Annotated in this window: 19 protein-coding genes and 1 pseudogene; 14 read left to right on the forward strand and 6 right to left on the reverse strand. The window is 51.5% G+C overall.

The window, feature by feature from the left end:
- Positions 1-166 precede the first annotated feature (166 nt).
- The 5 genes from AACY82_RS09510 (at position 167) to AACY82_RS09530 (ending at position 5,791) form a co-directional block, all read left to right on the forward strand.
- Positions 167-3,100 carry a TonB-dependent receptor gene (locus AACY82_RS09510; RefSeq protein ID WP_339616559.1) on the forward strand — a complete coding sequence of 978 codons (2,934 nt, stop codon included), beginning with the start codon at positions 167-169 and terminating at the stop codon, positions 3,098-3,100.
- A 75-nt stretch (positions 3,101-3,175) separates the two neighbouring features.
- Positions 3,176-3,601, forward strand: a complete 426-nt coding sequence (locus AACY82_RS09515; protein ID WP_339616560.1) for a DUF1801 domain-containing protein — start codon at positions 3,176-3,178, stop codon at positions 3,599-3,601.
- 60 nt (positions 3,602-3,661) lie between these two features.
- Positions 3,662-4,009 (forward strand): hypothetical protein, encoded by a 348-nt coding sequence (locus tag AACY82_RS09520; protein ID WP_339616561.1) that lies wholly within the window; start codon positions 3,662-3,664, stop codon positions 4,007-4,009.
- Positions 4,010-4,156: 147 nt separating this feature from the next.
- On the forward strand, positions 4,157-5,026 hold the full coding sequence (locus AACY82_RS09525; protein WP_339616562.1) for a hypothetical protein: 870 nt from the start codon (positions 4,157-4,159) through the stop codon (positions 5,024-5,026).
- A gap of 489 nt (positions 5,027-5,515) precedes the next feature.
- The gene (locus tag AACY82_RS09530; protein ID WP_339616563.1) at positions 5,516-5,791 is read left to right on the forward strand and encodes a hypothetical protein; all 276 of its coding nucleotides are present in this window, start codon (positions 5,516-5,518) and stop codon (positions 5,789-5,791) included.
- A 202-nt stretch (positions 5,792-5,993) separates the two neighbouring features.
- Here the strand turns inward: AACY82_RS09530 and AACY82_RS09535 are convergent, their stop codons facing one another.
- The 3 genes from AACY82_RS09535 to AACY82_RS09545 form a co-directional block, all read right to left on the reverse strand.
- Positions 5,994-6,800, reverse strand: coding sequence for a glycosyltransferase (locus tag AACY82_RS09535; protein ID WP_339616564.1), 807 nt, complete (start codon positions 6,798-6,800; stop codon positions 5,994-5,996).
- A gap of 479 nt (positions 6,801-7,279) precedes the next feature.
- Complete coding sequence (locus AACY82_RS09540; protein ID WP_339616566.1) at positions 7,280-8,539, reverse strand: PepSY-associated TM helix domain-containing protein; 1,260 nt, start codon at positions 8,537-8,539, stop codon at positions 7,280-7,282.
- 60 nt (positions 8,540-8,599) lie between these two features.
- Positions 8,600-10,675, reverse strand: coding sequence for a TonB-dependent siderophore receptor (locus AACY82_RS09545; protein ID WP_339616567.1), 2,076 nt, complete (start codon positions 10,673-10,675; stop codon positions 8,600-8,602).
- Between the two features lie 294 nt (positions 10,676-10,969).
- Here AACY82_RS09545 and AACY82_RS09550 point away from each other — a divergent pair, with 294 nt between their 5' ends.
- Entirely contained in the window at positions 10,970-11,665 is a 696-nt protein-coding gene (locus tag AACY82_RS09550; RefSeq protein ID WP_339616568.1) for a hypothetical protein, read from the forward strand.
- A gap of 217 nt (positions 11,666-11,882) precedes the next feature.
- On the opposite strand, the gene AACY82_RS09555 is transcribed toward AACY82_RS09550, so the two are convergent.
- On the reverse strand, positions 11,883-12,305 hold the full coding sequence (locus tag AACY82_RS09555; protein WP_339616569.1) for a helix-turn-helix domain-containing protein: 423 nt from the start codon (positions 12,303-12,305) through the stop codon (positions 11,883-11,885).
- A gap of 108 nt (positions 12,306-12,413) precedes the next feature.
- Here AACY82_RS09555 and AACY82_RS09560 point away from each other — a divergent pair, with 108 nt between their 5' ends.
- A complete protein-coding gene (locus AACY82_RS09560) occupies positions 12,414-12,887 on the forward strand; it encodes a DUF2938 domain-containing protein (protein WP_339616590.1) in 474 nt (157 codons plus the stop codon).
- Between the two features lie 64 nt (positions 12,888-12,951).
- Here AACY82_RS09560 and AACY82_RS09565 read toward each other — a convergent pair whose 3' ends face one another.
- Positions 12,952-13,812 (reverse strand): ion transporter, encoded by an 861-nt coding sequence (locus tag AACY82_RS09565; RefSeq protein ID WP_339616570.1) that lies wholly within the window; start codon positions 13,810-13,812, stop codon positions 12,952-12,954.
- A 235-nt stretch (positions 13,813-14,047) separates the two neighbouring features.
- On the opposite strand from AACY82_RS09565, the gene AACY82_RS09570 reads away from it, so the two are divergent.
- On the forward strand, positions 14,048-15,097 hold the full coding sequence (locus AACY82_RS09570; RefSeq protein WP_339616572.1) for a TlpA disulfide reductase family protein: 1,050 nt from the start codon (positions 14,048-14,050) through the stop codon (positions 15,095-15,097).
- Between the two features lie 38 nt (positions 15,098-15,135).
- Here AACY82_RS09570 and AACY82_RS09575 read toward each other — a convergent pair.
- A pseudogene (locus AACY82_RS09575) lies at positions 15,136-15,351 on the reverse strand (DUF2807 domain-containing protein); the annotation flags it as partial.
- Between the two features lie 100 nt (positions 15,352-15,451).
- Between AACY82_RS09575 and AACY82_RS09580 the strand changes: the two are divergent.
- The 6 genes from AACY82_RS09580 (at position 15,452) to AACY82_RS09605 (ending at position 22,568) form a co-directional block, all read left to right on the forward strand.
- Positions 15,452-16,240, forward strand: coding sequence for an EcsC family protein (locus AACY82_RS09580; protein ID WP_339616573.1), 789 nt, complete (start codon positions 15,452-15,454; stop codon positions 16,238-16,240).
- A 103-nt stretch (positions 16,241-16,343) separates the two neighbouring features.
- A complete protein-coding gene (locus AACY82_RS09585) occupies positions 16,344-16,769 on the forward strand; it encodes an OsmC family protein (protein ID WP_339616574.1) in 426 nt (141 codons plus the stop codon).
- A gap of 266 nt (positions 16,770-17,035) precedes the next feature.
- Positions 17,036-17,632 carry an outer membrane beta-barrel protein gene (locus AACY82_RS09590; protein ID WP_339616575.1) on the forward strand — a complete coding sequence of 199 codons (597 nt, stop codon included), beginning with the start codon at positions 17,036-17,038 and terminating at the stop codon, positions 17,630-17,632.
- 117 nt (positions 17,633-17,749) lie between these two features.
- Positions 17,750-18,568, forward strand: coding sequence for a PRC-barrel domain-containing protein (locus tag AACY82_RS09595; protein ID WP_339616576.1), 819 nt, complete (start codon positions 17,750-17,752; stop codon positions 18,566-18,568).
- A 140-nt stretch (positions 18,569-18,708) separates the two neighbouring features.
- Entirely contained in the window at positions 18,709-21,456 is a 2,748-nt protein-coding gene (locus tag AACY82_RS09600) for an acetate--CoA ligase family protein (protein WP_339616577.1), read from the forward strand.
- Positions 21,457-21,950: 494 nt separating this feature from the next.
- Entirely contained in the window at positions 21,951-22,568 is a 618-nt protein-coding gene (locus AACY82_RS09605) for a DUF5677 domain-containing protein (protein ID WP_339616578.1), read from the forward strand.
- Positions 22,569-22,721 lie beyond the last annotated feature (153 nt).

Consider the following 22,721-nt stretch of genomic DNA (forward strand, 5'->3'; position numbering starts at 1 on the left):
CTTTTTCTTCGCTTTTTTCGTCGGTTGTTTTTAACGCTTATGGTCAAATAAACCCTGTTTGGCGAGCCTTGTATTTTTGAGGTAAATAGCGCATGTTGCGCAATGCTTACGTAACAGCAAACAATACCGGGTAAAAGCGAATAACACAGAGCGATAACAAAACCTAATGCGTGCTTCTGCTATTAAGCGTCTGCATCAATTACAAGCTGCGGTAAAACGCCGGTGTTTGCGCGGGCTGCTAATGTGTGGCTTGGCGCTCATTAGCAGCCCGCTGCCGCTGGCAGCAGCAACGCAAGAGTCCGGGGCATTTTATCAGCAAATACAGTTTGATATTCCCCCCCAGCCTTTGGCGCTGGCATTAAAAGTGTTTGCTGATCAAGCCGGTGTGCAGATCTTTTACCGCAGTAATATTGTACCCGCGATTAATACTCAAGCTATACGAGAAAGCTTAACACCTGAGCGGGCGCTGGATCAGTTACTATCGGGCACAGATCTACGTTATACCTGGGGTGGGCGCAATGCATTGGTTATCCACCGGCCGGAAGTCGAACCATATGACAGCGTTAGCCCGGTCGCGCCGCAGCCGCCCCTTAAGCAACGTGCGATAGAAGAAACCTATGTCACTGGCGTGCGCAACTCATTGCGTGTCAACCTCGCAGCAAAGCGCCAGGCCGCCAATATTATTGATGTGATTACCTCCAGTGATATTGGCAAATTTCCCGATCGCAATGTGGCCGACGCTCTGCAGCGAGTGGCGGGGGTGTCCGTTGACCGACTCTGGGGGGAGGGGCGGGATGTCAATATTCGCGGCACCGATAAAGACATCAATCGCACCTTGCTTAATGGCCAGCACGTCGCGTCGGCCTATTGGTGGGCCAACGATAACCTGAGCCGGGGGTTTAATTACTCCACGCTTGCCTCGCAGTTGGTGCAATCGATCGAGGTGCATAAAACTCCCCGGGCTGACATTGACGAGGGCAGTATCGGCGGGACGGTGCTGGTGCGCACCCGTCGACCGCTGTCTATGGCCGGGCCCATGTTCAGCATCAGTGTAGAGGAGCAGTACAGCGATTTGGCGCAAAGCTGGGACCCGCAAACCTCCTTGCTGGGCAGTTGGAATAACCCCGATCGCACGTGGGGCATGCTGACGAGTTTACACTGGCAAGAGCGGCAAAGTCGGCGCGATGGCCAAGAGACTTTTGCCGACAACACCCTCTATACCATTACCGAACCAGACGGCACCGTTACTGAGAATGTCTATGCAATTTGGGGTGGCGGTACCGCGCTGCTAGAGCAAGATCGCGAGCACTTTACCGGTAATGTCACCTTACAATGGTCACCCGATGAGCGTTGGGACAGCGCCCTTAACGTATTGCGCTCGCAAATGGATATCGACAGTGTCAATCATAATTATCTGTTTGCGCCCGGTGGCTTTAAGCTGCGCCAAGAGTCGCCAGCCGCGGTGGCCAATCCAGAGTATCGCCCAAGCGACGATGGTTACCTAAACTTGGCCGCCGGTACGCTTACCGGTGCCGACACCACCGGTGCGCTGCTGGATGCTATTTATCGTCAGGGTTATATCGATACTGACGTTATCGATTGGGACACGCGTTTCAGCCACGGGCCTTGGCAGTTGCACTGGCAGCTGGGGCAAACCCAATCGTCGGGCGGCACCGATCACGATTACCTCTATCGCTTTCTGGGTGATACCCGTACTCGCTTCGCTTTGACGCACGATAGCGTACAGGTGGAGTACCTAGACTTAGATCCAACAGATGCCCGCGCGTTAACGCAGTATTCGCCCGACTCGCGGGATTTAATTCGCGATATGAGTAACCGCGAAAATTACGCTCAGCTCGATTTTGCCTATCATCCACAAGTGTCTTGGCTGAATACCTTAAAAGCCGGTATTAAAGTGCGCGATCATAGGGTAGTAAATCGGCAAATGATTGGGGAAATCGACCCCACTTACGCCGGCTGGGATAACCTGCAACACACCTCGCTGGCAGATGTGTCAAATGGGCTGACGCCAGCGCTGCTGCCTCATGTTGACGGTGCTAGCAGCGTTACTCGCTACGCCCGCACCCGCAACGCATTACTGCAAAATATTTTGCTAACCCATTACGGTGCCGGCTTGCTTCGCTATCGTGAAGATACCGATGCTTACTACCAGATTGATGAAGAGTCGATCGCTTACTACCTTAGCGCCGAATTCACGGGGCAACGCTGGCAGGCCAATTTTGGTCTGCGGGCCGTCGCGACTCGGCAAGACGCCAGCGGTTATTTGAGCGATCATCTGGTTACTGTTAAACATCGCTATCATAACCTTTTGCCCAACCTAAACGTGCGCTATCAACTGCAGGATAATTTAGTGTTGCGCGGGTCCTTGGCGCGGGTGATGGCGCGCCCCAATTATGAGGACGTATCTCCGGGATTTATTCTCGATCCTACCAGTGGCTCGGGTCTTGCGGGCAACCCGATGCTCGACCCTTATGGAGCCGATCAGCTTGACGTTAGTGCCGAGTGGTATCGCAGCGATACCTCGCTGCTTTCTATTGCTGGCTTTTATAAAGACTTTTCCAGCTTTGTATATCCGTCTACGGAGTTTCGCGAAATCGATGGTCGGGTTCTTAACATCACCCATCCCACGAATATTCGGGGCGTTAGTATTCACGGCCTAGAGCTGCGCTGGCAGCAAGACATCGCCTGGGGTTTTGGCGTTCAATCTAATTACACTTATACCGATGCTCAAGTTCCTGCTCCAGCTGAAGGCCCCGCGATACAGCTGCCGGGTAATTCTCGCGATCAATTTAATGCCTCGGTTTATTTCGAGGGCGAGCGGCTCGATGCGCGGCTATCTTACAATTACCGGTCTAGCTCTTACGGAGAGGTGCGTGCCGGCTCGCAGAGTCAGGCGGCATCTTATACCCAAGTTGATGGTAGCGTGCATTGGCATTTAAATGAGCAAGCCAGTTTTTCTATTGAAGGCATTAATCTAACCAACGAAATTATTTATATTCGCAGTGCCAGCGGTATACCCCAAGGGTTCTATGAGAACGGTCGTCGTATTTTGGTGGGATTACGTTATCATTGGGAGTAATAATGTCGATAGTTAATCGTAGCTCTATGAGCAAACCGGTTTGAGCGGAAGACTTTATAAAAATGGACCGCCCCTATGCCTAAAAGTGACTCGCTAATTCCGAAAGATGTTGAAGCAAAGTTTGATGCTTACCCTCCGGCCGTAAAACCGCGCATGCTGGTGTTGCGTGAACTGGTGCTGTCGGTTGCCAACCGTATCGGTGTTGGGGAACTAGATGAATCGTTGAAATGGGGCGAGCCTAGTTATCTCGCTAAAGGTGGTAGCGCTATCCGAATGGACTGGAAGTCGAAAACTCCCGATGAGTGCTTTTTGTTTTTTCACTGCCAAACTAAACTGGTGGATACATTTCGCGAGTTATACTCAGAGGTGTTAGAGTTTCGGGGCAACCGGGCGCTTGTGCTGCAGCTTGGTAAACTGTTGCCAGAGCGAGAGGTTGCACATTGTATTGAGCTGGCACACCGCTATCAAAGCCTTAAAAACCTACCGTTACTGGGGTGCTGATTTGTGTCTCGAAGCTTGGTTGTGGTGATGAAATATGGATATAAAAGGAGGTAAGTGGCAATGCAGGTCAGTGATATTAGAGTATTTATTCCGAGTAAAGATTACCAAGTGTCTCAGTCTTTTTATCAGGCGCTCGGGTTTACGATGTCAAAAGCTTCGGACGATTTGTCGATATTGGAGAGCGGTAATAGTACGTTTTTTCTGCAGAGGCACTATAACAAAGAGTTTGCTGATAACTTGATGCTGCAACTGATTGTGCCGGATATCAACGCGGCCTATGAAACTATATCGCGTATAGAGGGCCATGAATTTAGGTTTGAGCCGATTAAAACCGAATCTTGGGGTAAGGTTATCTATCTGTGGGGGCCGTCGGGCGAGCTTTGGCACATTACGCAGCTGAATAGGTAGTGCTTTGGCATTCTAGCGTCGCGTGTCATCAGGTTATGTAAACGGCCGATGGGAATAGCGCGATAGTGAAAGGAACGGTGCCGTTATTGCCAGGGTGGGCTACTGTTGCTAGGCTCAACCACACCAATAATAACAGGGTGTATCTTAATGATGCTGTTAACTGGACGACTCACGCTATTGATGCTGGTACTGGTGCCCGTAAGTTTAATAGCGGACACCGTTACTTATTGGGACTGGGGCCATTCCCCCAAGCGCGATAGCTATCAGTACGCTCTGTTGCAAAAGGTTCTGGAGGTGACGGTAGCAACCCACGGCCCCTTTAGTTTGTCGCGGGTGCCGCAAGAGCTCAGCACCAGCCGGGCGAGGCGTGAGATCAATAACGGGTCACTTATCCGTGTGCGTGCTGGCCCTTATATTCCGGCTGAGATGGTCGATGATCCGGCGGAGGTTAACCGGCCCGTCAAGACGCCTATCATGTTTAATTTGCTCGGTTTTCAGCGACTAATTTTACAGCGTAAAGACTTACCTAAGCTTCAGGGGAAGGGGACTCTGGCAGACCTTAAGCCTTTTACTATTGGTTTGGGAAAAGGGTGGGTTGATGTCGATATCTATCGCCACAACGGTTTTACGGTTAATGATGGTGCCCATGTCACAACATTATTAGCAATGCTGGAGCAGGGTCGCTTTGATCTTATGCCCGCTACCTTGATGGATTACACGGAGGCACTGGCGCGCGCGTCCGAGCCAGAAAATCTGGTGATGGCGCCGAATCTGGTGATTCACTATCCGTTTCCTTGGGTCTTTTATGTCGGAATTAATGATTCATCACTGTCTGATCGTATTGCGGCGGGGTTAGATTTGTTGCTGGCATCGGGTGAGCTACAGAAACTGTTTGAAGCGCACTTTAGTGACGAGCTAGAGTTTTTGAATCAAAAGGGTTTAATAACAGTGACATTAGAGAACCCTTATCTTAGCGATGATTTCTCGTTTCATAAGTTTCCCGGACTTATTCCTTAGCGTCACGCTGTCGGTTGCGATCAATAGAAAGGCGGGTATTGATTGGTAGCCTGCTTGTTATCGTACCGCTGCTTGCGTTACATAACTCACTTCAAGCTCCTGGTGGAATACTAGGTGGAGGGCGCAGCTGGATGCGGCGACAATACGTAAGCTGTGAGCGTGGGCGATTCAGTCATTATGCAATGTATTAAGGGGTGGGGACTTAATACCCTATGCTCGATTATGTTTAGGCCGTCAGGCTTGGTCAGCGCGCTGGCGTCAATCTCCGTAAATATTGTTGTGTAGGTTATGGTGTGTCGTAAGCGTCTTTTAGACTAACGCGGTAAAAAAGTTCTAGTCATTACTTTGCAGGAGAGTACCTAATGTCTATTCGCGATAGTAAGATACACTAGGGTATCGTTAGTCGTTTTTCATTGGTCCATGGTCGCGGCAATTTACTCGTGTATTTGCTCATATCCTCATGAAGGATATCGGCGTTGAAGAGTTTATGTGAGGTACCCACAAAGCGGTGGGTTTTTAATTGTTGTGCTGGCGCTGCTGCGACTATTGTGGGCGACTAGTAATACTGGCTCGCGGCCGCCTGAGTTGAGTATGGCGTCGCGTTTGGGCCATATGGGTTTGTACGCTTTGTTTCTTGGCGTGCCGGCGGTGGCGTTACGGCGCCAATATGGCTCGGGGCGGACACTTGATCCGTTTGGGTTGCCCGTTTTTTCCGGGTTTGACTCTGGTAAAACTAGTTGGATGACCGACCTTGGAAGCCTGTGACACAGTAATCTTGGGTGGGTTTTACTGGCGGCTATTGTTGGCCGCGTGAGTATGGTTATTTGGCATCGCCGAAAAAACGCAAAACAAGATGTACTGCCAAGAATGTTGGGCTAATCTCGGCCGTTATATCACAGTACACGCTCGCTAAACCCAGCGGCATTAAAAGTTAATGGGCTCCTGTTAATACCGCCGGAAACGGTCATTATGTGCCGGTTTTTCTCAGCAACGGGTGACGCGGCGGGACAAGGTAAAATTCCAGACGTTCGTTGATGGCTTTCTTGCTGTACATCTGCTCAACGGTTGCTCGCGCCGCCAAGCCCAGCCTTAGCCTTTCACTACTGTCATTGAGCAAACGTTTTAGCAGCGCTTTGGCCTCTTCGTTATTATCAAATAGTAAGCCGTTGTGGCCATGCTCAATCCAATCCGAATAGCCTCCGTGGCGGTGGCACACCACCGGCAGAGCGCAAGCCATCGCTTCGATAACAACTCGGCCAAACGTTTCAATATGAGTATCAGTTTGATAATAAAAAATATCTAAGCTGCGTAAAAACTCGGCCGCCGCTTTTGTGCCAGCGGCGGTTAAGTGTACCGAAGGGTGGTCGATGTCAGATGCGATACAGCGCGCGCCTTGCAGGTGCCACTGTATTCCTTCATCGGCTAGCTCGCGGTAAAGTCCAATGTCTTTGTGGTTGTGCTTGTCGTTTGTGTCACGGCTCATACGACCGATCCGCAACGCCCCCGTTGCACGAGTCTGTGCAGGAGTAAATCGTTCCAGATCAATCGGAGAGGGATGTATCTCGGCAGGTACACCTAGCAAGGCGCGCTGAAAATCCGAGATCATCACATACTCAGGGGCGGGCCAGCCCGGCGGAACTTTGGCCGTACTTTCCAGCAAGTTGGGGAGCATGGTGTTGTACACATAAATAAGACGCTCGGGTGGAGCGGCCAAGCGCGGCCACAACTTACCGCGCCAATGAGTGTCGGGCAGCCCTTTGAAGATGCGGCCCACAGTCGGGTACTTGTTTGTTGCGATAGTAATCGGTACAGCTGTAGGGTTTCTTGCTCGCTGCCACCATGGGGCGAATGAAAAGCGTTAAACAGGTGGATCATGACGTGCAGGGTCCTTCCTTGACGTGGATATTGGTTTGTTACTCGAAGGACACTACAGCAAGCATGTGAATAAGGCCTGTATTCACGTACAAACATTTACCACAGCCGAACTTTGGCGGTGGCCGAATGCTAACCTTGACGTGTAATAGGGCGCGGGCTGCGGTGGCCTTATTATAATGTTCGCGATGATACTTAGCCGGCGGTGATGAGTCAACGCTATAAAGTGCCAAAAAAAGCGCGTAAGTATTTAATGGCATCTTCAATGCTTAGGTGATAATGGCGTGCTAGCGGAGCTAATTGAAAATGTAATGTGTTTACTCATAAACCAAAAAGGGCCGATCAATATTTTGGTCGGCCTTTTTTTAAACAGTTACACGTTTAGGTTGCGCTAGCCGGTTTTTGTTGGCGCGCCTCGGCGATGCGTCGCTCTTTGGCTTTGTGCTTACGGTACCAAATAATCACCCCGGTGATGCTTAATGCGGCAACGACGATACCCATAATCGAGATCAAGATACGACCAGGTAAACCGAGGATACGACCGGAATGCAGGGGAAACTGCGCCTGCACAAAGATGTCGGCAGCGGTGCCCTCCCAAGGCACAAAGTCACCCAATACCTCGCCGGTGTGGCCATCAAAAAATATTGCTTCATGGCCTACGCCACCACTGCCGTGACTGTCGCCGCCGGCAAAGTATTCGACCCGGTAAATCCCCCAGTCGCGCGCATACCAAATAGAACCAACGGGTTGGCTCCAGCCAATGGCGTCGGCCTCTTGGCGGGCTACCTTTGATACATCGGCAAAGGTTAGTGTGGGGGTAATCGGGTTGTCGTGGTCGTTGGGCGTGCGCTGATCCAGTGGCGAGGGTGTTACGTCGGATACGGCCGACATAACCGGAAAAAATACTTCGCGATACAGGTTAAGCGAGAACGCGGTAAAGGCGATCACAAACAGTAGCCCCCACGTCCATAAGCCTAAAGCGCGGTGCAAATCAAAGTTAAAGCGAATCGGCCCGGCGCTGCGGCGGACTTTCCATGATGGCGCCCAGCGCTTCATATAGCTGCGGCTATTCTCGCGCTTTTTAGAGCGGCCACCTTTGGGCAGGGTGAGGTAGGCGCCAACAAAGCAGTCGAAGGTCCAGATAAGCGCAATCACGCCCAGCAGCCAAATACCCCAATGGTCGGTGCCCCAAAACTCGGGTATGTGCAGGCTATAATGCAGCTTGTACAAAAATGACATAAAGGTTTCGCGGGTAATGGGCCACACGGCGCCCCATTCGCGTTTACCGATGATGTCGCCGCTGACCGGGTCGACGTAAACCTGATTAAACTCGGGTTTATACAGGTGGCCGGTCTCGGGGTTAACCCGTGGCTGTACCCAAAAATACTGCGAGTGGCCGGGCTCGGGGTGGACGTCAAAATAGGTAACCTCCACCTTGGGGAACTCGGCCTCTACCTTATCGGCTAATACAAACGCCGACAGCGCCTCACCTTTCGTGTGAACCTCATTGAGGTGCGGGTTTAACCACTCGTCCAGTTCGTGATCCCACGAGATAATCGCGCCGGTCAGCCCCGATACCACTAAAAAAGCGGCAATTGTCAGGCCCATATAGCGGTGCAGGTGAAGCATTAAAGAACGCATAGTACGAATCCAGATTTATAATGTTGCGCAAAAGTGTAATTGATAATAGCCAGCCGCTGGTTAAAAACGCCAGCTTACTGTGGCTGACGCCTGCAGTGGTGCACCATAGTAAGCTTGGGTCCAGTAGAGGCTATTCCAGTACTTTTCATCGGTTACGTTGCTAACATTCAGTGCCACGGTTACGTCGTCGGTAAGTTTGTAGCGGGCGAACACGTCCAGCAGGGCGTAACTGCTTTGGGTAATCTCGACCCCGGCCTCAGGCGAGGTTGAGACGGCGTCTTGCCAGTTGACGCTGGCACCGACCACCAGTTTGGGCTGCATGGGTACTTGATACGCTGCCGCCAATTTGACTAAGTTACGTGGTACGTAAGTGCGTACTTCGGCGCCGCTATTGTCGGTAATATCTACCCAGGTGTAGCCAATGCTCAGGTTGAGGTTGTCGCTCACGGCGCCGCTTAATTCCAGCTCCGCGCCTTCGCTCTCGTAAGCCTTGCCTAAATAGGTGTTAACGCCTTCTACCCGGCCAACGTACTCCCCCAAGTTAGTTTGCTCCGATTGAAAAAAGGCCAGTGTACCGGTGGCTTGGCCATCGTTCAGCTGCATTTTAAAACCGACTTCAGAGTTGTCACCCTGCGCTACGCCCAGCGGCCGAAACTCGGGGGTTACAAACGACTGTGGCGTAAAGACTTCGCTGTAGCTGGCATAGAGCGATACGTTGTCCAGGAATGACCAAGTGAAACCGTAATAGGGTACGGTCTCATCGGCGTAAGTATCGGCCTCGACGCCGTAACTGTAACCGCTTTGGGTGACTTCCATTTGCCGTGCGCCCAACAGTACCGAGAGCGAGTCGAGCAAGTTGAGGCGAGTGGCAAAGTACAGCGATTCGTGCTCTTGGTTGTCGACGTGACCATCGGTGAAGGTGTCATACACTTGTAACTCGGGGCGCGGGGTATTGCCCTCGGCCCAGTCGCTACCCAGCACCGGATACCCGTTAACGTAGTCGTACAATGATTGGCCGACGAGATCGATATCGGCCTTGTTGTAACCGATCACCAAATCGTGGTCGCGCCCAAGCAGCGCGAAGGTGCCGTTAACGAATACATCCAAGACTTTTTGTTGTTCGTCGGCGCGGTAGCCGCTGGCGTAACCCAAAAGACCGATTTCGGTTTCCCGGTCGGGAGTGCCGTACACGTAAAACAGCTCAGAATCTTGCTCGATATCGTTTTGGGTGTACTGGGCATTTAAAGTCCAGTTTGCGCCAAGCGTTTGGCGCAGCTCGACAAATGCTTGGGTGCGTTCAATGTCGCGGTAGGCCCAATCGGGCGCCGTACTGGTGCCTACGTTGTAGTCGGTGTCGCTGCCATCGGTGTAATACAAAGGTAACGCTCCCGATAAGCTGCCGGTAATGTCATTTTGGTTTTGGCTGTACCCTACCGTTAGCAGCGTACTGTCGGTAACGTCGCCCTCCACAATGCCGTAAAACACCGTGTTGTCGTTTTCATTGCGGTCTAGATAAGATTCGCCATCGTCTTTTGCCACCACTAAGCGGGCGCGCACGCGCTCGGTAACGGAGCCCGAAATATCGCCATCCAAACGGTAGCTGCTCTCGGGCCCAGCTTGCACGGCAATGCTGCCGCTGAGTTCGGCGGTGGGACGCTTGCGAATATAATTAATGGTGGCCGATGGATTGGCCAGCCCGGTAATTAAACCGGCGGCGCCTTTAACAATTTCAACTTGCTCAAAAATGGCGGTGTCTTGATGGCCCTGAGATAAGCCGGCCGAAAACGGTACACCAACGCCATCGTATTGAAAATTAACAATATCAAAACCGCGGGCGGTAAAGTACGTGCGGTCGGTCTCTACGCTCTCGACGGTAACCCCTGGGGTGTAGCGCAATAAGTCATTAATATCGTCCAGGGCGAAATCGTCAATTTGGGTGCGAGAGATGACCGAGACGGTTTGCGGCGTCTCGTACACAGAGAGGTCTAACTTAGTCGCGCTTGAGGACTTCTCGGGCTCGCCATACACATTAACCACTTCGATTTGTGGCGGCGCAATGGTGGGTTGGGCGATGGCCGGTTGAATGGCGCTCATGGCAATTAGGGTTGCCAAGGGCAGGCGCATAGGGTGATTCATTAAGACCTCGAGGATAGACAGCGGTGTTGGATGTTTTTGGACGGCATTTGTAGCCGGTTTCAAGCTGCAGAATAGTACCAAAAGGCAAGCTAAATATCAATCGTTCTCATTTGTATTTCTGTGGTGGAAAGAGCGCGGCGAGTCCCCCTAATGCGACGTTAGCGGGTGCGAGGGCTCCTTTCTGCCGCGCAAGAGGTAATCGCCTGTAATGGGCAATGGTGACAAAGCCCGGTAGTTTATGGGCGGCCCTATGGTTTACCGCACAAGCCATACAGAAACAGGACAAAACAGAACATGGATTGGGATTTGAATATGACCGTCGCGCCTTCACGCTTTACCGTTAAGGCCAGATATTTAGTTGTATTGTGGTTAATGTCTTTTGTGTTTGTGCCGGGCTACAGCCTGTTTGCGAGGCTACTAAACGCTCAAACGGCGTCTTGGTATTGGTATGACTTGGTTTATTACAGCTGCCTTTATGGGTCGCTTAGTATCCTAATTGCCATCCAGTTGTTTAACAGCAATGTTCACTTTAAGGGCGTGTTTACTAAGCCTGCGTCAGGGGAGTGGTGGCCCTCGCTACTACTCACGGCGGTGAGCTTTGCGTTTGCGACGGCGGTGTTTTACGGCACTTTTGTGCCTTTGTCGTATCTCGTGCCCAACTTTGTACAACATTGGGTGATTGAGCTGCCGCACTTAATTTACTTCACCCCGGATGGCTACATTCCGCTCTGGGCCAATGTCTTGAGCTTTGTGTTTATTGTGGTGATCCCGTCGTGTGTCGAAGAGCTGATATTCCGCGGTATTTTGCTGCACCGCTGGGCGTATAAATACGGCACGCGCTTAACGCAGTACTTTGGTCGTCGATTATTTTTGGCGCAGTACACACCGACCCTTTGGGCGCCACTGTATTTGGTGCCGTTATGTGCGTGGTTTACCTTAAAAGCGGCAGCTTATGGGTGCCGATTGTTTGTCATGCGGCTAATAATTTAGTTTGTTGGTTATGGGAGGCGTGGGATATTAGCTACTACGGCCTCGATTATGTTTATACGTTAGAGGCCTTTCGCGACGAGCTGCCTTGGGCCGCCGTCGCCGCCATAATCACGCTGGTGTTGGTGGCGGTTTATCGAAAGCATCCATTCCACAGGCGTGCACTCGCTTTGCCCAAACTGACTGCGACCGATTAACAGCGCTGCGGTGGTAATGTTATTTAGCGATAATCGCGCAGCGATTTACGCTTGCGGCCTTTCGTCGCTGCGGCGATTAAGCGCAAAAAACTCGGGCACTCTAAATGACTGGGGGCCGAGCAACCGGCAACGCAACGTAATCCATCGCGCACGGCACTGAGCCGTTTGATGGTTTCATCCAGCTCGTCGGCTTTGGCGTTTAATCGTTTGCGGTTAATATCCGGCTGCCCGTCGGCGGCAAACATGGCGGCAACTTCATTTAAACTAAATCCCGCATCCCGACCTAAGGTAATTAACCCCAATGTTTGTATTACGTCGGCTCGGTACTGCCTGCGCAGTCCGTTGCGGCCCACGGGGTGTATCAGGCCTTTTGTTTCATAGTAGCGCAGTGTCGATGCGGGTAAGCCCGATTGCGCCGCCACTTCACCGATGTCTAAATCACTCATTTTGCTCTTGACCTAAAGTTGGCTTTAAGTCGTATTCTAGCGTGAACGACGGAGGAGTGGGTGATGTTTGAAGTAATAATGAATGTGCGGTTTTGGTGTTGGGCGATAATGCTCGGCGTGGGGGCCACAGTTATTGTCGATGTATGGGCGATCATTTTACGCCGCTGGCTGGGGGTGGTGCCGTTGGATTTTCGTTATGTGGGGCGTTGGCTGGGGTATTTGCCGCATGGCATTTTGCTACATAAAAAGATCACTCAAAGCGCGCCCGTTAGGGGGGAGAGGTTTCTGGGATGGGGTTTACATTATGTTATTGGCGTGGCGTTTGCGGCAATGTTATTGGCCGTAGTTGGTCTTGAGTGGGTGGTGCAGCCAACGCTCTTGCCGGCCGTATTGCTGGGGATAATAACCGTGGTGTTCCCTTATTTTGTGTTGCAGCCTTGCTTGGGGGCTGGTGTTGCATCATGCCGCACGCCAAAGCCAAATCGTGCACGAATTAAAAGCTTAGTGACCCATCTTATTTTTGGGATAGGACTTTATTTAACCGTGCAGCTGTTAGTTTTTGTTCGAGTGTTAATTGATTAACGTTTATCACATTTTCTTGCCAAGAGTATTATTGCCAAGCGCGCGCCTCCTTGCGCGGGCTCGGTTATTTGGGCGGCGGCGCTGAGGCCGGCAGTTGTTCTCCGCAGTGCTTACAGTGCACAGCATCGGCCTCGTGGCCGGCGCGGGTGCAATTGGGGCAATTGCGAGACACTCGTTCGCGATGCATTTCTTGCGTGAGTTCGGCGGTGAGTATACCGGTGGGTACGGCGATGATCGAATAACCGGTCAGCATCGCCAGCGCCGAGATAATTTGCCCCAACACGGTTTGCGGCACAATGTCACCGTAGCCAACGGTCGTGATGGTGACAATCGTCCAGTAAATGCTTTTAGGGATGCTGGTAAAACCGTGATCGGCCCCTTCGACCATATACATCAAAGAGCCAAACACCGTCGATAGAATTAACACCGAGCCAAAAAACACTAAGATCTTTCGTCTTGCCAACATCATGGTGCGCATTAGCAAGTTGGCCTCCCCCAGGTAGCGCACCAATTTTAGGATACGGAAGATGCGCAACACCCGCAGCATACGAATAATAAGCAAGTTGTTGGCGCCGGGGATAAAAAACGCGAGGTACGACGGTAAAATAGACAGCAAATCGACAATGCCGTAAAAGCTTTTTACGTACTGCCAGCGGTTTTCGGCGCAGTACAGGCGCACTATGTATTCGGCGGTAAACAGCAGGGTAAAAGTCCACTCGGTGGCTCTTAGCCAAGGGCGATAATTAATCGCGATCCAATCGACGGACTCCAGCATCAGCACTAAGACGCTGATGCAAATTGCCCAAATGAGCAGTACATCAAAGCGTTGCCCCGCCGGCGTCTCCCAGCCAAAGATAATACGGTTGAGCTTTTGCCGCCGGGTTTCGCTCTGCGGCCGCTCTGCGTTTGGTTTGGTAGATGACATTTAAGCGTCCTGTCTGATCGGGTATTGGCAAGGCTGCCCAGATTAAACCGAATTATAGTGCTATTGCCAACTGTCCTGGCGGAATCCGCCAGGGGCGCCTGAATGTGGCGCTAGAATGCTCGGTCGATGAGTGTCGCATATTTACAATACGAGCTGGGCAGAGGTGGTCTATTCTCGGTGTAGGGTTCGTTCGCTATACTTTGGCCCCTAACAATTTTTACGACGGAGATTAAACATGCGCGCGCTTAGATTATCGATATTGCTGGTGAGCTGGCTATTGACCTCACTCGCTGGTGTTAACGCTCTGGCCCAAGAGGCGTCAAGCGCTGCCGAGCCGGCGTACGATCAAGATGCCGATGGCGAAAGCCGGGCAAAAAAAGCCGCCAACGGTTTGCTTGGTCGGCCTGCGCCCGCGCTAACATTAAAGACCATAGATGGAGAGTCTATCGACTTATTGTCGCTGTATGGCCGCAAGCCGGTTTACTTTAAGTTTTGGGCCACATGGTGTGTACCGTGTCGCCAGCAAATGCCAGGTTTTGAAGATATTTACCAAAAATACGGCGACGATATCGAAGTGATCGCGGTGAATACGGGCTTTAACGATAGCGAGGCGGCGATTCGTGAGTACACGCAAAAAATCACGATGTCGATGCCTATTGTTGTGGACGACGGTACGCTAGGCTCGCAGCTTAACCTGCAGGTCACGCCGATGCATGTATTGGTGGGGCGCGACGGCCGGGTCGTCTATGTCGGACATATTGACGGGCCGCGACTAGAGCGAGCGATTAAAGCGGTGATGGCCGAGGTCCCCGATGCCACCGTGGATGCGTCTGCGCCGACTCAGACGCGGCAGCTTGCTGTGGGCGATACCGTCGCAAACATAAGTTTAACGACACTCTCCGGTAAGAAGGTCGCCCTTGGCACGAGCGATAAACCGCAAGCGCTGATGTTTTTTGCGCCTTGGTGTGAGAGTTACTTGGCCGAGAGTCGCCCTGCCATGGCGGCAAATTGCGCGCGTATTCGTAAGCAGGTAGAAACGCTCGTTAAAAAATCAAACTATGCGTGGTATGGCGTCTCGTCTAATTTATGGGTTAGGCGTGACGAGGTAGAGGCCTATCGGCAGGAGACTAACACCGAACTGCCATTAGCCTATGACGGCAGCGGTGAATTATTTCGTGCGTTTGCGGTACGTGATATACCCACTATTGTTCTGATTAAACCAGATGGAACCGTTACAAAGATAATTGGCCCCGATACTCAGAACATTGCCGCAGCAATAAAGTAAACCGCTATGTATCGCGATAAAACTCTGGGCCGCCCGGCTCAGAGCTTTTGAATACGGCTTGTCCCTGAGGTGTCTAAGTTTAGCCTGGGCTTACCGCTATATTCCAGCGACGAGGCGCCACTGACACCGACCGATAACGCTTGCGTTGCTTTAATGTTAACGTGGGACGCACCCGATACATCGGCGTTTACAACCTTCGTCATAACCACGGCGCTGTCGTAATGGCTGGCACCCGAGACAGCAATCGTTATCCCTAAGACGCGACCGCATTAAAAACAGATGCAGCATAATGTTAATTTACAAATATGGCGCCGAGTTGTAGCGTAGGCGGGTACCGCAAACGTTAGGTTTATTATGATGCACCCAGATCACTTGCAACAATTGACCGATGCCAAGCGCGTTCTCGAAAGCCCCGGTATTGCCGCGCGGCTGTCTAATGCTTTAGGTACCCCGATTGAGAAGGCCCTTGATTTATTACCTAAGGGTGCTGGCGAGTTAGTGACGAGCGCCACCCGCAAAGCGCTGGAGGCGGCCATGAAGGCTGCGCTAACGGGCATGAACGATGATTTAAAGCCCCCCTCTAAACGATTTCATAAACTGACGGCAGCCGCCAGCGGTGGAATAGGCGGCGCGTTTGGCTTGTCGGCATTGGTGGTTGAGCTGCCGGTCTCTACGACATTAATGTTGCGCTCGATTGCCGATATTGCCAGAAGCGAAGGCGAGGCGCTAAGCGAGCGCGAGGCGCAGCTTGCCTGTTTGGCCGTTTTTGCGTTGGGCGGGCCCAGCGCCTCTGACGATGGTACTGAGACAGGCTATTTTGGGGTGCGTGCCGCAATGGCAAAAGCAATGTCCGACGCTTTAGCCCACGTGTCGCGCCACGGTATGGCGCAGCAGGGGGCGCCCGCGATGGTGCGTTTTATGAGCCAAATAGCAGCGCGTTTTAGTATTCCCGTCTCAGAGAAAGTGGCCGCCCAGTCGGTGCCTATTATTGGCGCTGTGGGTGGCGCGACCATCAATACATTGTTTATGGATCACTTTCAAAAGATGGCCAGTGGTCATTTTGTGGTTCGTCGGCTGGAGCGCCTCTATGGCGCTCGCGAGGTAAAGCGGCAATATGCGCTAATACCAACGTCTTTGTCTTAAACTGACGGGATGAAAAATTACCGCTGCGCGACACTGGCAGGCTCTGTGCTTTGTTAATCACTAAGTGACTTTATTGTACCTTTAACTCAGCAAGGAGTAGATCATGCAAAAGTATGCAACAGCACATTGGGAAGGCGGCTTAAAAGATGGCAACGGCCATATCTCGACCGAGAGCGGTGCCCTTAAAGACCAACCCTACGGTTTTAATACCCGCTTTGAAGACAAGCCTGGCTCTAACCCCGAAGAGCTATTGGGCGCCGCCCACGCCGGATGTTTTTCTATGGCGCTCTCTGGGCAGCTCGCCGAGGCGGGGCTGACGGCTAAGAGCATTGATACTAAGGCGAGCGTTGTGCTTGAAAAAGACGGAGATGGTTTTTCCATTCCTGAGGTTAGGCTGACGGTCAGTGCCCGAGTGCCCGGGGCCGACCAGGCGGCATTTGATAAAGCGGCCAACGCCGCCAAAGAGGGCTGCCCGCTCTCTAAGGTATTAAACGCAAAAGTGGTTATGTCAGCAGAGCTGCTGTCCTAGCAAACCTTAATAGCTACCCTAAAAACCCGCCGCAATGGCGGGTTTTTTGTGTGTAAAACTAACGTTTTTCTTGTAATTATTACGTGTGGTTAGTGCCGGTTTTTAATATCTCCAAAAACACCGTGATCGGGTTAAAATTATTTGTCACTGTTGCGATAAAAACTGTGAGCCAGTTGTTAAATAAAAAATCTACTCATATTTGGCACGGCTGTTGCGATATCCCAGTCACCATAGTTTATGGCGAACTAAGTTATCGGAGACGTATCATGGTTAAGAAGATTTCATCAGCAGTTCTGTTTTGTGTTTGTTCTTCCACAGCAGTTGGAGCATTAGCGCAGTCGGATGGTGGAAATGGCTGGCGTTTACAGCCGGAGTTTTCAGTCGGCGGTGGCTACGGCGTAACCAAGCTTAAAGATGAAGATTTTGATGAGGATGAGGCGGCCAAAAAAGCGTTTGCCTTAGTTAAGTTTAACGAATACATCGGCGTCGAAACTGCCTACATCGATTTTGACGAGGCCCGCAATGACCGGGTTGAGTTTGACCCCACAGGCGTAACCTTAGGGTTGATTTTGGAGGCGCCCATTACCGAGATGTTTTCGGTTTACGCTAAAGGCGGGCAAATGTGGTGGGATGCTGATGCCAAGCTGGATTTAGAAGTGGCCGAGGCGACAGACAGCTTTGATGGCGATGAAACCTTTTGGGGCGTTGGTACTAAATTTCAGTTGACCGAGCACCTAGATTTTAAAATTGAGTATGAGCGCTTTAACTTTGATATCTCACGAGACGAAGTAGATGTGCTGCAAAGTCGCGACATTAACATGGATGTCGACTACGCCAGCGCTAACTTACAGTTTACGTTTTAATAGCGTCGGATAAGGCGCGCGGACAAACGGCGCGGGCAACCGCGCCGGCTTGAATGGCTGGGGGATACGAGTTCGACTACAGGGCTAAACACACAAACAGGTATAGAGGACAAGGCAATGAGTATCCAAATGAAACGCAATGCGACGAGTAATGTTTTGGCTCGGACACCTTTGGCGTTGCTACTGGCTGGACTGATCTCGGCATCACCTTTCGTGTTGGCCGAGAGTGGACCTAAAGTAGTCGATGAAGATGCGCGAACCAGTCAAGTGTTACAGGCGCCTACCTTCGATCAGGTTGACGCTGACGGCAGTGGCGAGCTGAGCGCAGAAGAGTTGGCGAGCTATTATCAGCAACAGCTGGACAAAAACGGTTGGAGCGATGAGCAAGTCGTGACCCGTTACGACGCTAACGCCAGTGGCGGTTTAAACCCGCCCGAGTACGAGCAATTGTTAAGCACCTTGCTCGATCAGCATATTGCGCAAATGAAAAACAGCGCGCAGCAACGCGAAATGCAAACCGAGACTCAAAGGCAAGCCGATGCTGCCAACCGAGCAGGAACCGACCCTTATTTAGCCGAGCGCACGGCAAAGCGTAAGGAGCAAGTGCAGTCGGGCTACCAGGCCGGTAACGCTGTCACCATCAGCGAGGCTAAGCAAGTGGCGCCAGAGCAACTCGATGGGTTAGATGTGGTTAACCGCAATGGCGAAGACGTCGGCGAGATCGACAAGGTCATCTCCAAAGATGGCCGAGTTACCGAAGTCGTGGTAAGCGTTGGCGGCTTTATGGGAATTGGCGATAAAGAGGTGCTGGTTGACGCCAAAAGCTTGCAGGTGACCGGCAATAAGGTCGTATGGAATACCCCGATGGATAAAGAAGCGATTGATAATTTGCCCGAATACAAAGAGGGCGACAAGGTCAGCTCGCTTGGTTACTAAATAGCCCACTGGCGAACTGCCAGAGCGGCTACATATAAAGTGGATGCGTCGACGGCTGCATCCACTATTTACCGCAAAGCGGCCCTTTATTGGGCCGCTTTTTTGTGGACTAATGCTAGCGCTAAAGCTACTATCGGTCTATGAGTCAAAACCCTATCAATCAGTTGCTTCGTCCCAATTCCGTCGCCGTTATCGGGGCCTCTAACCGGCCCAACCGACCGGGTAATGCGGTGATGCGCAATTTGCTGCGGGCCGAGTTCTCGGGCCCCATTATGCCGGTTAACCCTAAATACCAGTCGGTTAACGGTGTGTTGGCTTATCCGTCGATCGCCGCGCTGCCAGCGGTGCCCGATTTGGCGATTATTTGCACGCGGGCCGATCGAGTGCCGGCGGTGATTAACGAGCTGGGCGCAAAAGGGTGTCGCAATGCCATTGTGATAGCGGCCGGGTTGCATGTTGCGCAAGCAGACGGCACAAGTTTGCAACGGCAAATGCTCGATAACGCCCGCCACTGGCAGATGCGGATTTTAGGGCCCAATAGTTTGGGCTTAATTGTGCCGGCCATTGGTCTTAACGCCAGCTATGCCCATATCGGCGCACTGCCGGGTAAAATCGCTTTTGTCTCGCAGTCATCGTCTGTGTGTACCACCATTCTCGATTGGGCCGAGCGCCGCCAAATTGGTTTTTCGCACTTTATTGCTCTGGGCGATGCCGCCGATGTTAACTACGCCGAGCTGCTGGATTTTTTAGGGCAAGACGGAAAAACCTCCGCTATTTTGCTCTATGTCGAATCCATTCGCCAAGGGCGGCTGTTTATGTCGGCGGCGCGCGCCGCGTCAAAAAACAAACCCATTTTGGTGATTAAAACCGGCCACACACTAGAGAGCTTAGAAACTGCCACCGAGGCGCGGCGCGCGGATATCGGTGCCGATGGGGTTTACGATGCCGCGTTTCGGCGCGCCGGTATGTTGCGGGTGGGCGAGCTGCGCGAACTGTTTGCCGCGGTAGAAACGCTGGCCCACGGCAAGCCGATTAAAGGTGAGCGCTTGGCCGTGTTGGCCAATGGTGTGGGGCCGAGCTTGATGGCGGTCGATACGTTAATCAGCGATGGCGGCCGACTTGAAGCGTTATCCGGTGAGACGCAAGCAAAACTGCAGGCATTGGTGCCACTGGGTGGCCACGCTAATAACCCTGTTAACCTGCTGGGTGATGCCTCCCCCGAGTTGTATCAAAACGCCTTAGAGATTTTGTTAGACGCGCCCGAGGTGGATAATTTACTGGTGCTGCACAGCCCATCGGCGTTGGTTAATGGCGATACCTATGCCGCCAAAGTGATTCAAACGGTTAAGCGGCGCAAAGGCAGAATACCCAACTTGCTGGTGGCCTGGATGGGTGAGAACGCCTCTTTGGTGGCTCGTGAGCGATTCTCTAAGGCGGGCATTGCCTCGTTCCGCACGCCAGAGGGCGCCGTGGGGGCGTTTATGCACATGGTGCAGTATCGTCGCAACCAAAAGCTATTAATGGAAACCCCCGAGTCAATTCCGGCGGGTATTCCCGACGATTACCTCGCCGCCCGGCAACTGATTGATGACGCCCGTCAAAAGCAACTGCATTATTTAGATACCCATCAGGCGGCCGACTTATTAGCCGCCTATGGCATTCACACCCTGGCGACCTTAACCGCTAGCGATGCCAGTGAGGCCGCAAGCCAAGCCGACAAACTTGGTTATCCGGTGGCATTAAAAATTCTCTCGCGAGATATCCCCCATAAATCCGATGTGGGTGGTGTGGTACTCAATTTACATTCACCGGACGAAGTTACCTCGACCGCCGCTAACATGTTGGTGCGTGCCCGCGAGACTTATCCAGATGCTAAGCTCGAAGGCTTTACCTTGCAGAATATGGCGCGCCGGGCCGGCGCCCACGAGCTGCGTATTGCGGTAAAAAACGATCCAGTATTTGGTCCGGTCATTTTATTGGGCGAAGGCGGCACTGAGCTCGACACCGAGCGGCATTCGGTGGTGGGCTTGCCGCCGCTGAATATGGCACTGGCCCGCTACTTAGTCATTCAAGCGCTGGCCGAGGGCAAGCTGCGCGACCGACAACTACAGCAGCCGCTCGACCGCCAGGCATTGGCGGTATTGTTAACCAAAATTAATCAAATAATTATCGATAACCCCGCCATTGTTGAGTTGGATATTAACCCGGTATTAGCCTCAGGACATGAGCTGACCGTGCTGGATATTAATGTCACCCTGGGCGACCCAGAAACCCGCAACTTAGTGATTCGCCCTTACCCTAAAGAGTTAGAAGAACCCCACACGTTAGCCTCGGGGCGCGAGGTTTTGTTGCGCCCCATCCGCCCCGAAGATGAAAGCACCCACCGCGAGTTTGATGTACAGCTCACGGGGCTCGACCGTTACAACCGCTACTTTGCCGAGCTACCCAAGCTTGGCCACGAGCAACTGGCCCGACAAACCCAGATAGACTACGACCGCGAAATGGCGTTTATCGCCAGCGCGCAAAAAGCCAACGGCGAATGGGAAACCCTAGGCGTCGCGCGGGTGCTGACCGATCCTGAAAACATCGAAGGCGAGTTTGCGGTGATTGTGCGCGGCGATATAAAAGGCCAAGGGCTGGGCAAGCGGCTGCTGCGTAAGCTGCTCGAGTATTGCCGCCAACGCGGATTGCGTTATTTAACCGGTGAGACCATGCCACAAAACCGAGGTATGGCAGGTCTCGCCCGCGCGGTTGGTTTTACGGTTAAGTATCAGCGTGAAGAAGGGGTTGTGACGATGCGGTATGATTTTTTGGAGAACGGAGAACGGAGAACGGAGAACGGAGAACGGAGAACGGAGAACGGAGAACGGGCGACGGGTGACGGGTGACGGGTGACGGGTGACGGGTGACGGGTGACATGCTTGGCATGAAAATCATTATCGGTTAGTATCATATAAATAATAAGCGCTTACATAATATCGACACGTATTTAGATGGAGAGCAGTGTTTAAATGGACGTTTGTTTTTAAGCCCCATTTATCCTCTTTCTTTTGGCTCTTTACGATTAAAACGCGTAACCGCGAGATTAATGTGAGCTGGCTTACTTTTAAATTGAAAAAATAGCTAAAATCGGCTTTAAATTTATTTAAAAACAATGGCTTGTGTGGTGTTGCCATGTTCTTGTTAAATGAATTAGTTTGCCAGTGACAAATCACGCTAGTGTACTTTTACTTTTTTAAGATAAACGGTTTGATGGCTTTTTTCATCCTAAAATCAGTGGGGTACACCTCGGTGCTAAAGCGTATTCTACAAGAAATAGGTTGCCGGGCGCATCTTTCAACTCTCACACTAATAAGCTGTTAGACGATGGAGTAAAAATCAGGTGCTGAGCAAGATTGACGATATAGATTTACAAGTAGTTACTCTGCAAAAGCACTGCGAAGAGTTAGGTGATTTCCCTAGTGACGAAACTTTGGTGGCAATAAAAAATTTATACCTATGTGCCATTCAAGAGGCAGAGAGAATTAAGAAATCACCACAAGACATTTATACAATTGCAATATCTGTAAGAAATCTATTCGAAATTAATATGATTTCTCTGTATTTGAAAAGATCAGATGAAATAATAAACCAATGGTACGGACAGCTCTTAAAGGACGTCTTGGATGTTCAAGAGGGGCTTATCTTGTTATTCTCAAAGCATGGAGTTCACAATTCAAATTTGGAGTTGGCTAGAGAACAAACTATCAACAGCGGCTTGAGGAATGGCGTAGCGAAATCAAAACCTTTTAACATAAAAAGCATCGCTAAGAAGCTTGGTTGGGAGGAGGACTATGATGCAATTTATAAATTGTGCTCAAAAATAGTTCATCCTTCATCTGTCAAAGTAAACCTACCTAATGCTTTTGAAAAAAATGATGAATACATCGGCTCGCTAGTTCATGTGGCCATTCATTATATGTACTTAATTGTTGAGGGTGCCAAGCATAAAAGCGTCTAACAAAGCAATCAAACGGATGGTTTTTAAGTTGCATTTTTGCCATTCCGTTTCGCTTCATTTTACGGCAAAAGTGCAACTTAAAAACCACCGTTTATCGCGGCGTTGAGACTGTAGAAAAACTCCAAAAAATAGGTGTTTTTTGCTAAAATTGGC

Origin of the sequence: uncultured Gilvimarinus sp. (assembly GCF_963972205.1) — a bacterium.
Lineage (GTDB): Bacteria > Pseudomonadota > Gammaproteobacteria > Pseudomonadales > Cellvibrionaceae > Gilvimarinus > Gilvimarinus japonicus.

Coding starts and splice junctions, on each gene's coding strand:
- AACY82_RS09510 (WP_339616559.1), top strand. CDS start 167: ATGCGTGCTTCTGCTATTAAGCGTCTGCATCAATTACAAGCTGCGGTA.
- AACY82_RS09545 (WP_339616567.1), bottom strand. CDS start 10,675: ATGAATCACCCTATGCGCCTGCCCTTGGCAACCCTAATTGCCATGAGC.
- AACY82_RS09565 (WP_339616570.1), bottom strand. CDS start 13,812: ATGTCATCTACCAAACCAAACGCAGAGCGGCCGCAGAGCGAAACCCGG.
- AACY82_RS09560 (WP_339616590.1), top strand. CDS start 12,414: ATGCTCGGCGTGGGGGCCACAGTTATTGTCGATGTATGGGCGATCATT.
- AACY82_RS09580 (WP_339616573.1), top strand. CDS start 15,452: ATGATGCACCCAGATCACTTGCAACAATTGACCGATGCCAAGCGCGTT.
- AACY82_RS09555 (WP_339616569.1), bottom strand. CDS start 12,305: ATGAGTGATTTAGACATCGGTGAAGTGGCGGCGCAATCGGGCTTACCC.
- AACY82_RS09585 (WP_339616574.1), top strand. CDS start 16,344: ATGCAAAAGTATGCAACAGCACATTGGGAAGGCGGCTTAAAAGATGGC.
- AACY82_RS09570 (WP_339616572.1), top strand. CDS start 14,048: ATGCGCGCGCTTAGATTATCGATATTGCTGGTGAGCTGGCTATTGACC.
- AACY82_RS09525 (WP_339616562.1), top strand. CDS start 4,157: ATGATGCTGTTAACTGGACGACTCACGCTATTGATGCTGGTACTGGTG.
- AACY82_RS09550 (WP_339616568.1), top strand. CDS start 10,970: ATGGATTGGGATTTGAATATGACCGTCGCGCCTTCACGCTTTACCGTT.
- AACY82_RS09540 (WP_339616566.1), bottom strand. CDS start 8,539: ATGCGTTCTTTAATGCTTCACCTGCACCGCTATATGGGCCTGACAATT.
- AACY82_RS09595 (WP_339616576.1), top strand. CDS start 17,750: ATGAGTATCCAAATGAAACGCAATGCGACGAGTAATGTTTTGGCTCGG.
- AACY82_RS09590 (WP_339616575.1), top strand. CDS start 17,036: ATGGTTAAGAAGATTTCATCAGCAGTTCTGTTTTGTGTTTGTTCTTCC.
- AACY82_RS09520 (WP_339616561.1), top strand. CDS start 3,662: ATGCAGGTCAGTGATATTAGAGTATTTATTCCGAGTAAAGATTACCAA.
- AACY82_RS09515 (WP_339616560.1), top strand. CDS start 3,176: ATGCCTAAAAGTGACTCGCTAATTCCGAAAGATGTTGAAGCAAAGTTT.
- AACY82_RS09600 (WP_339616577.1), top strand. CDS start 18,709: ATGAGTCAAAACCCTATCAATCAGTTGCTTCGTCCCAATTCCGTCGCC.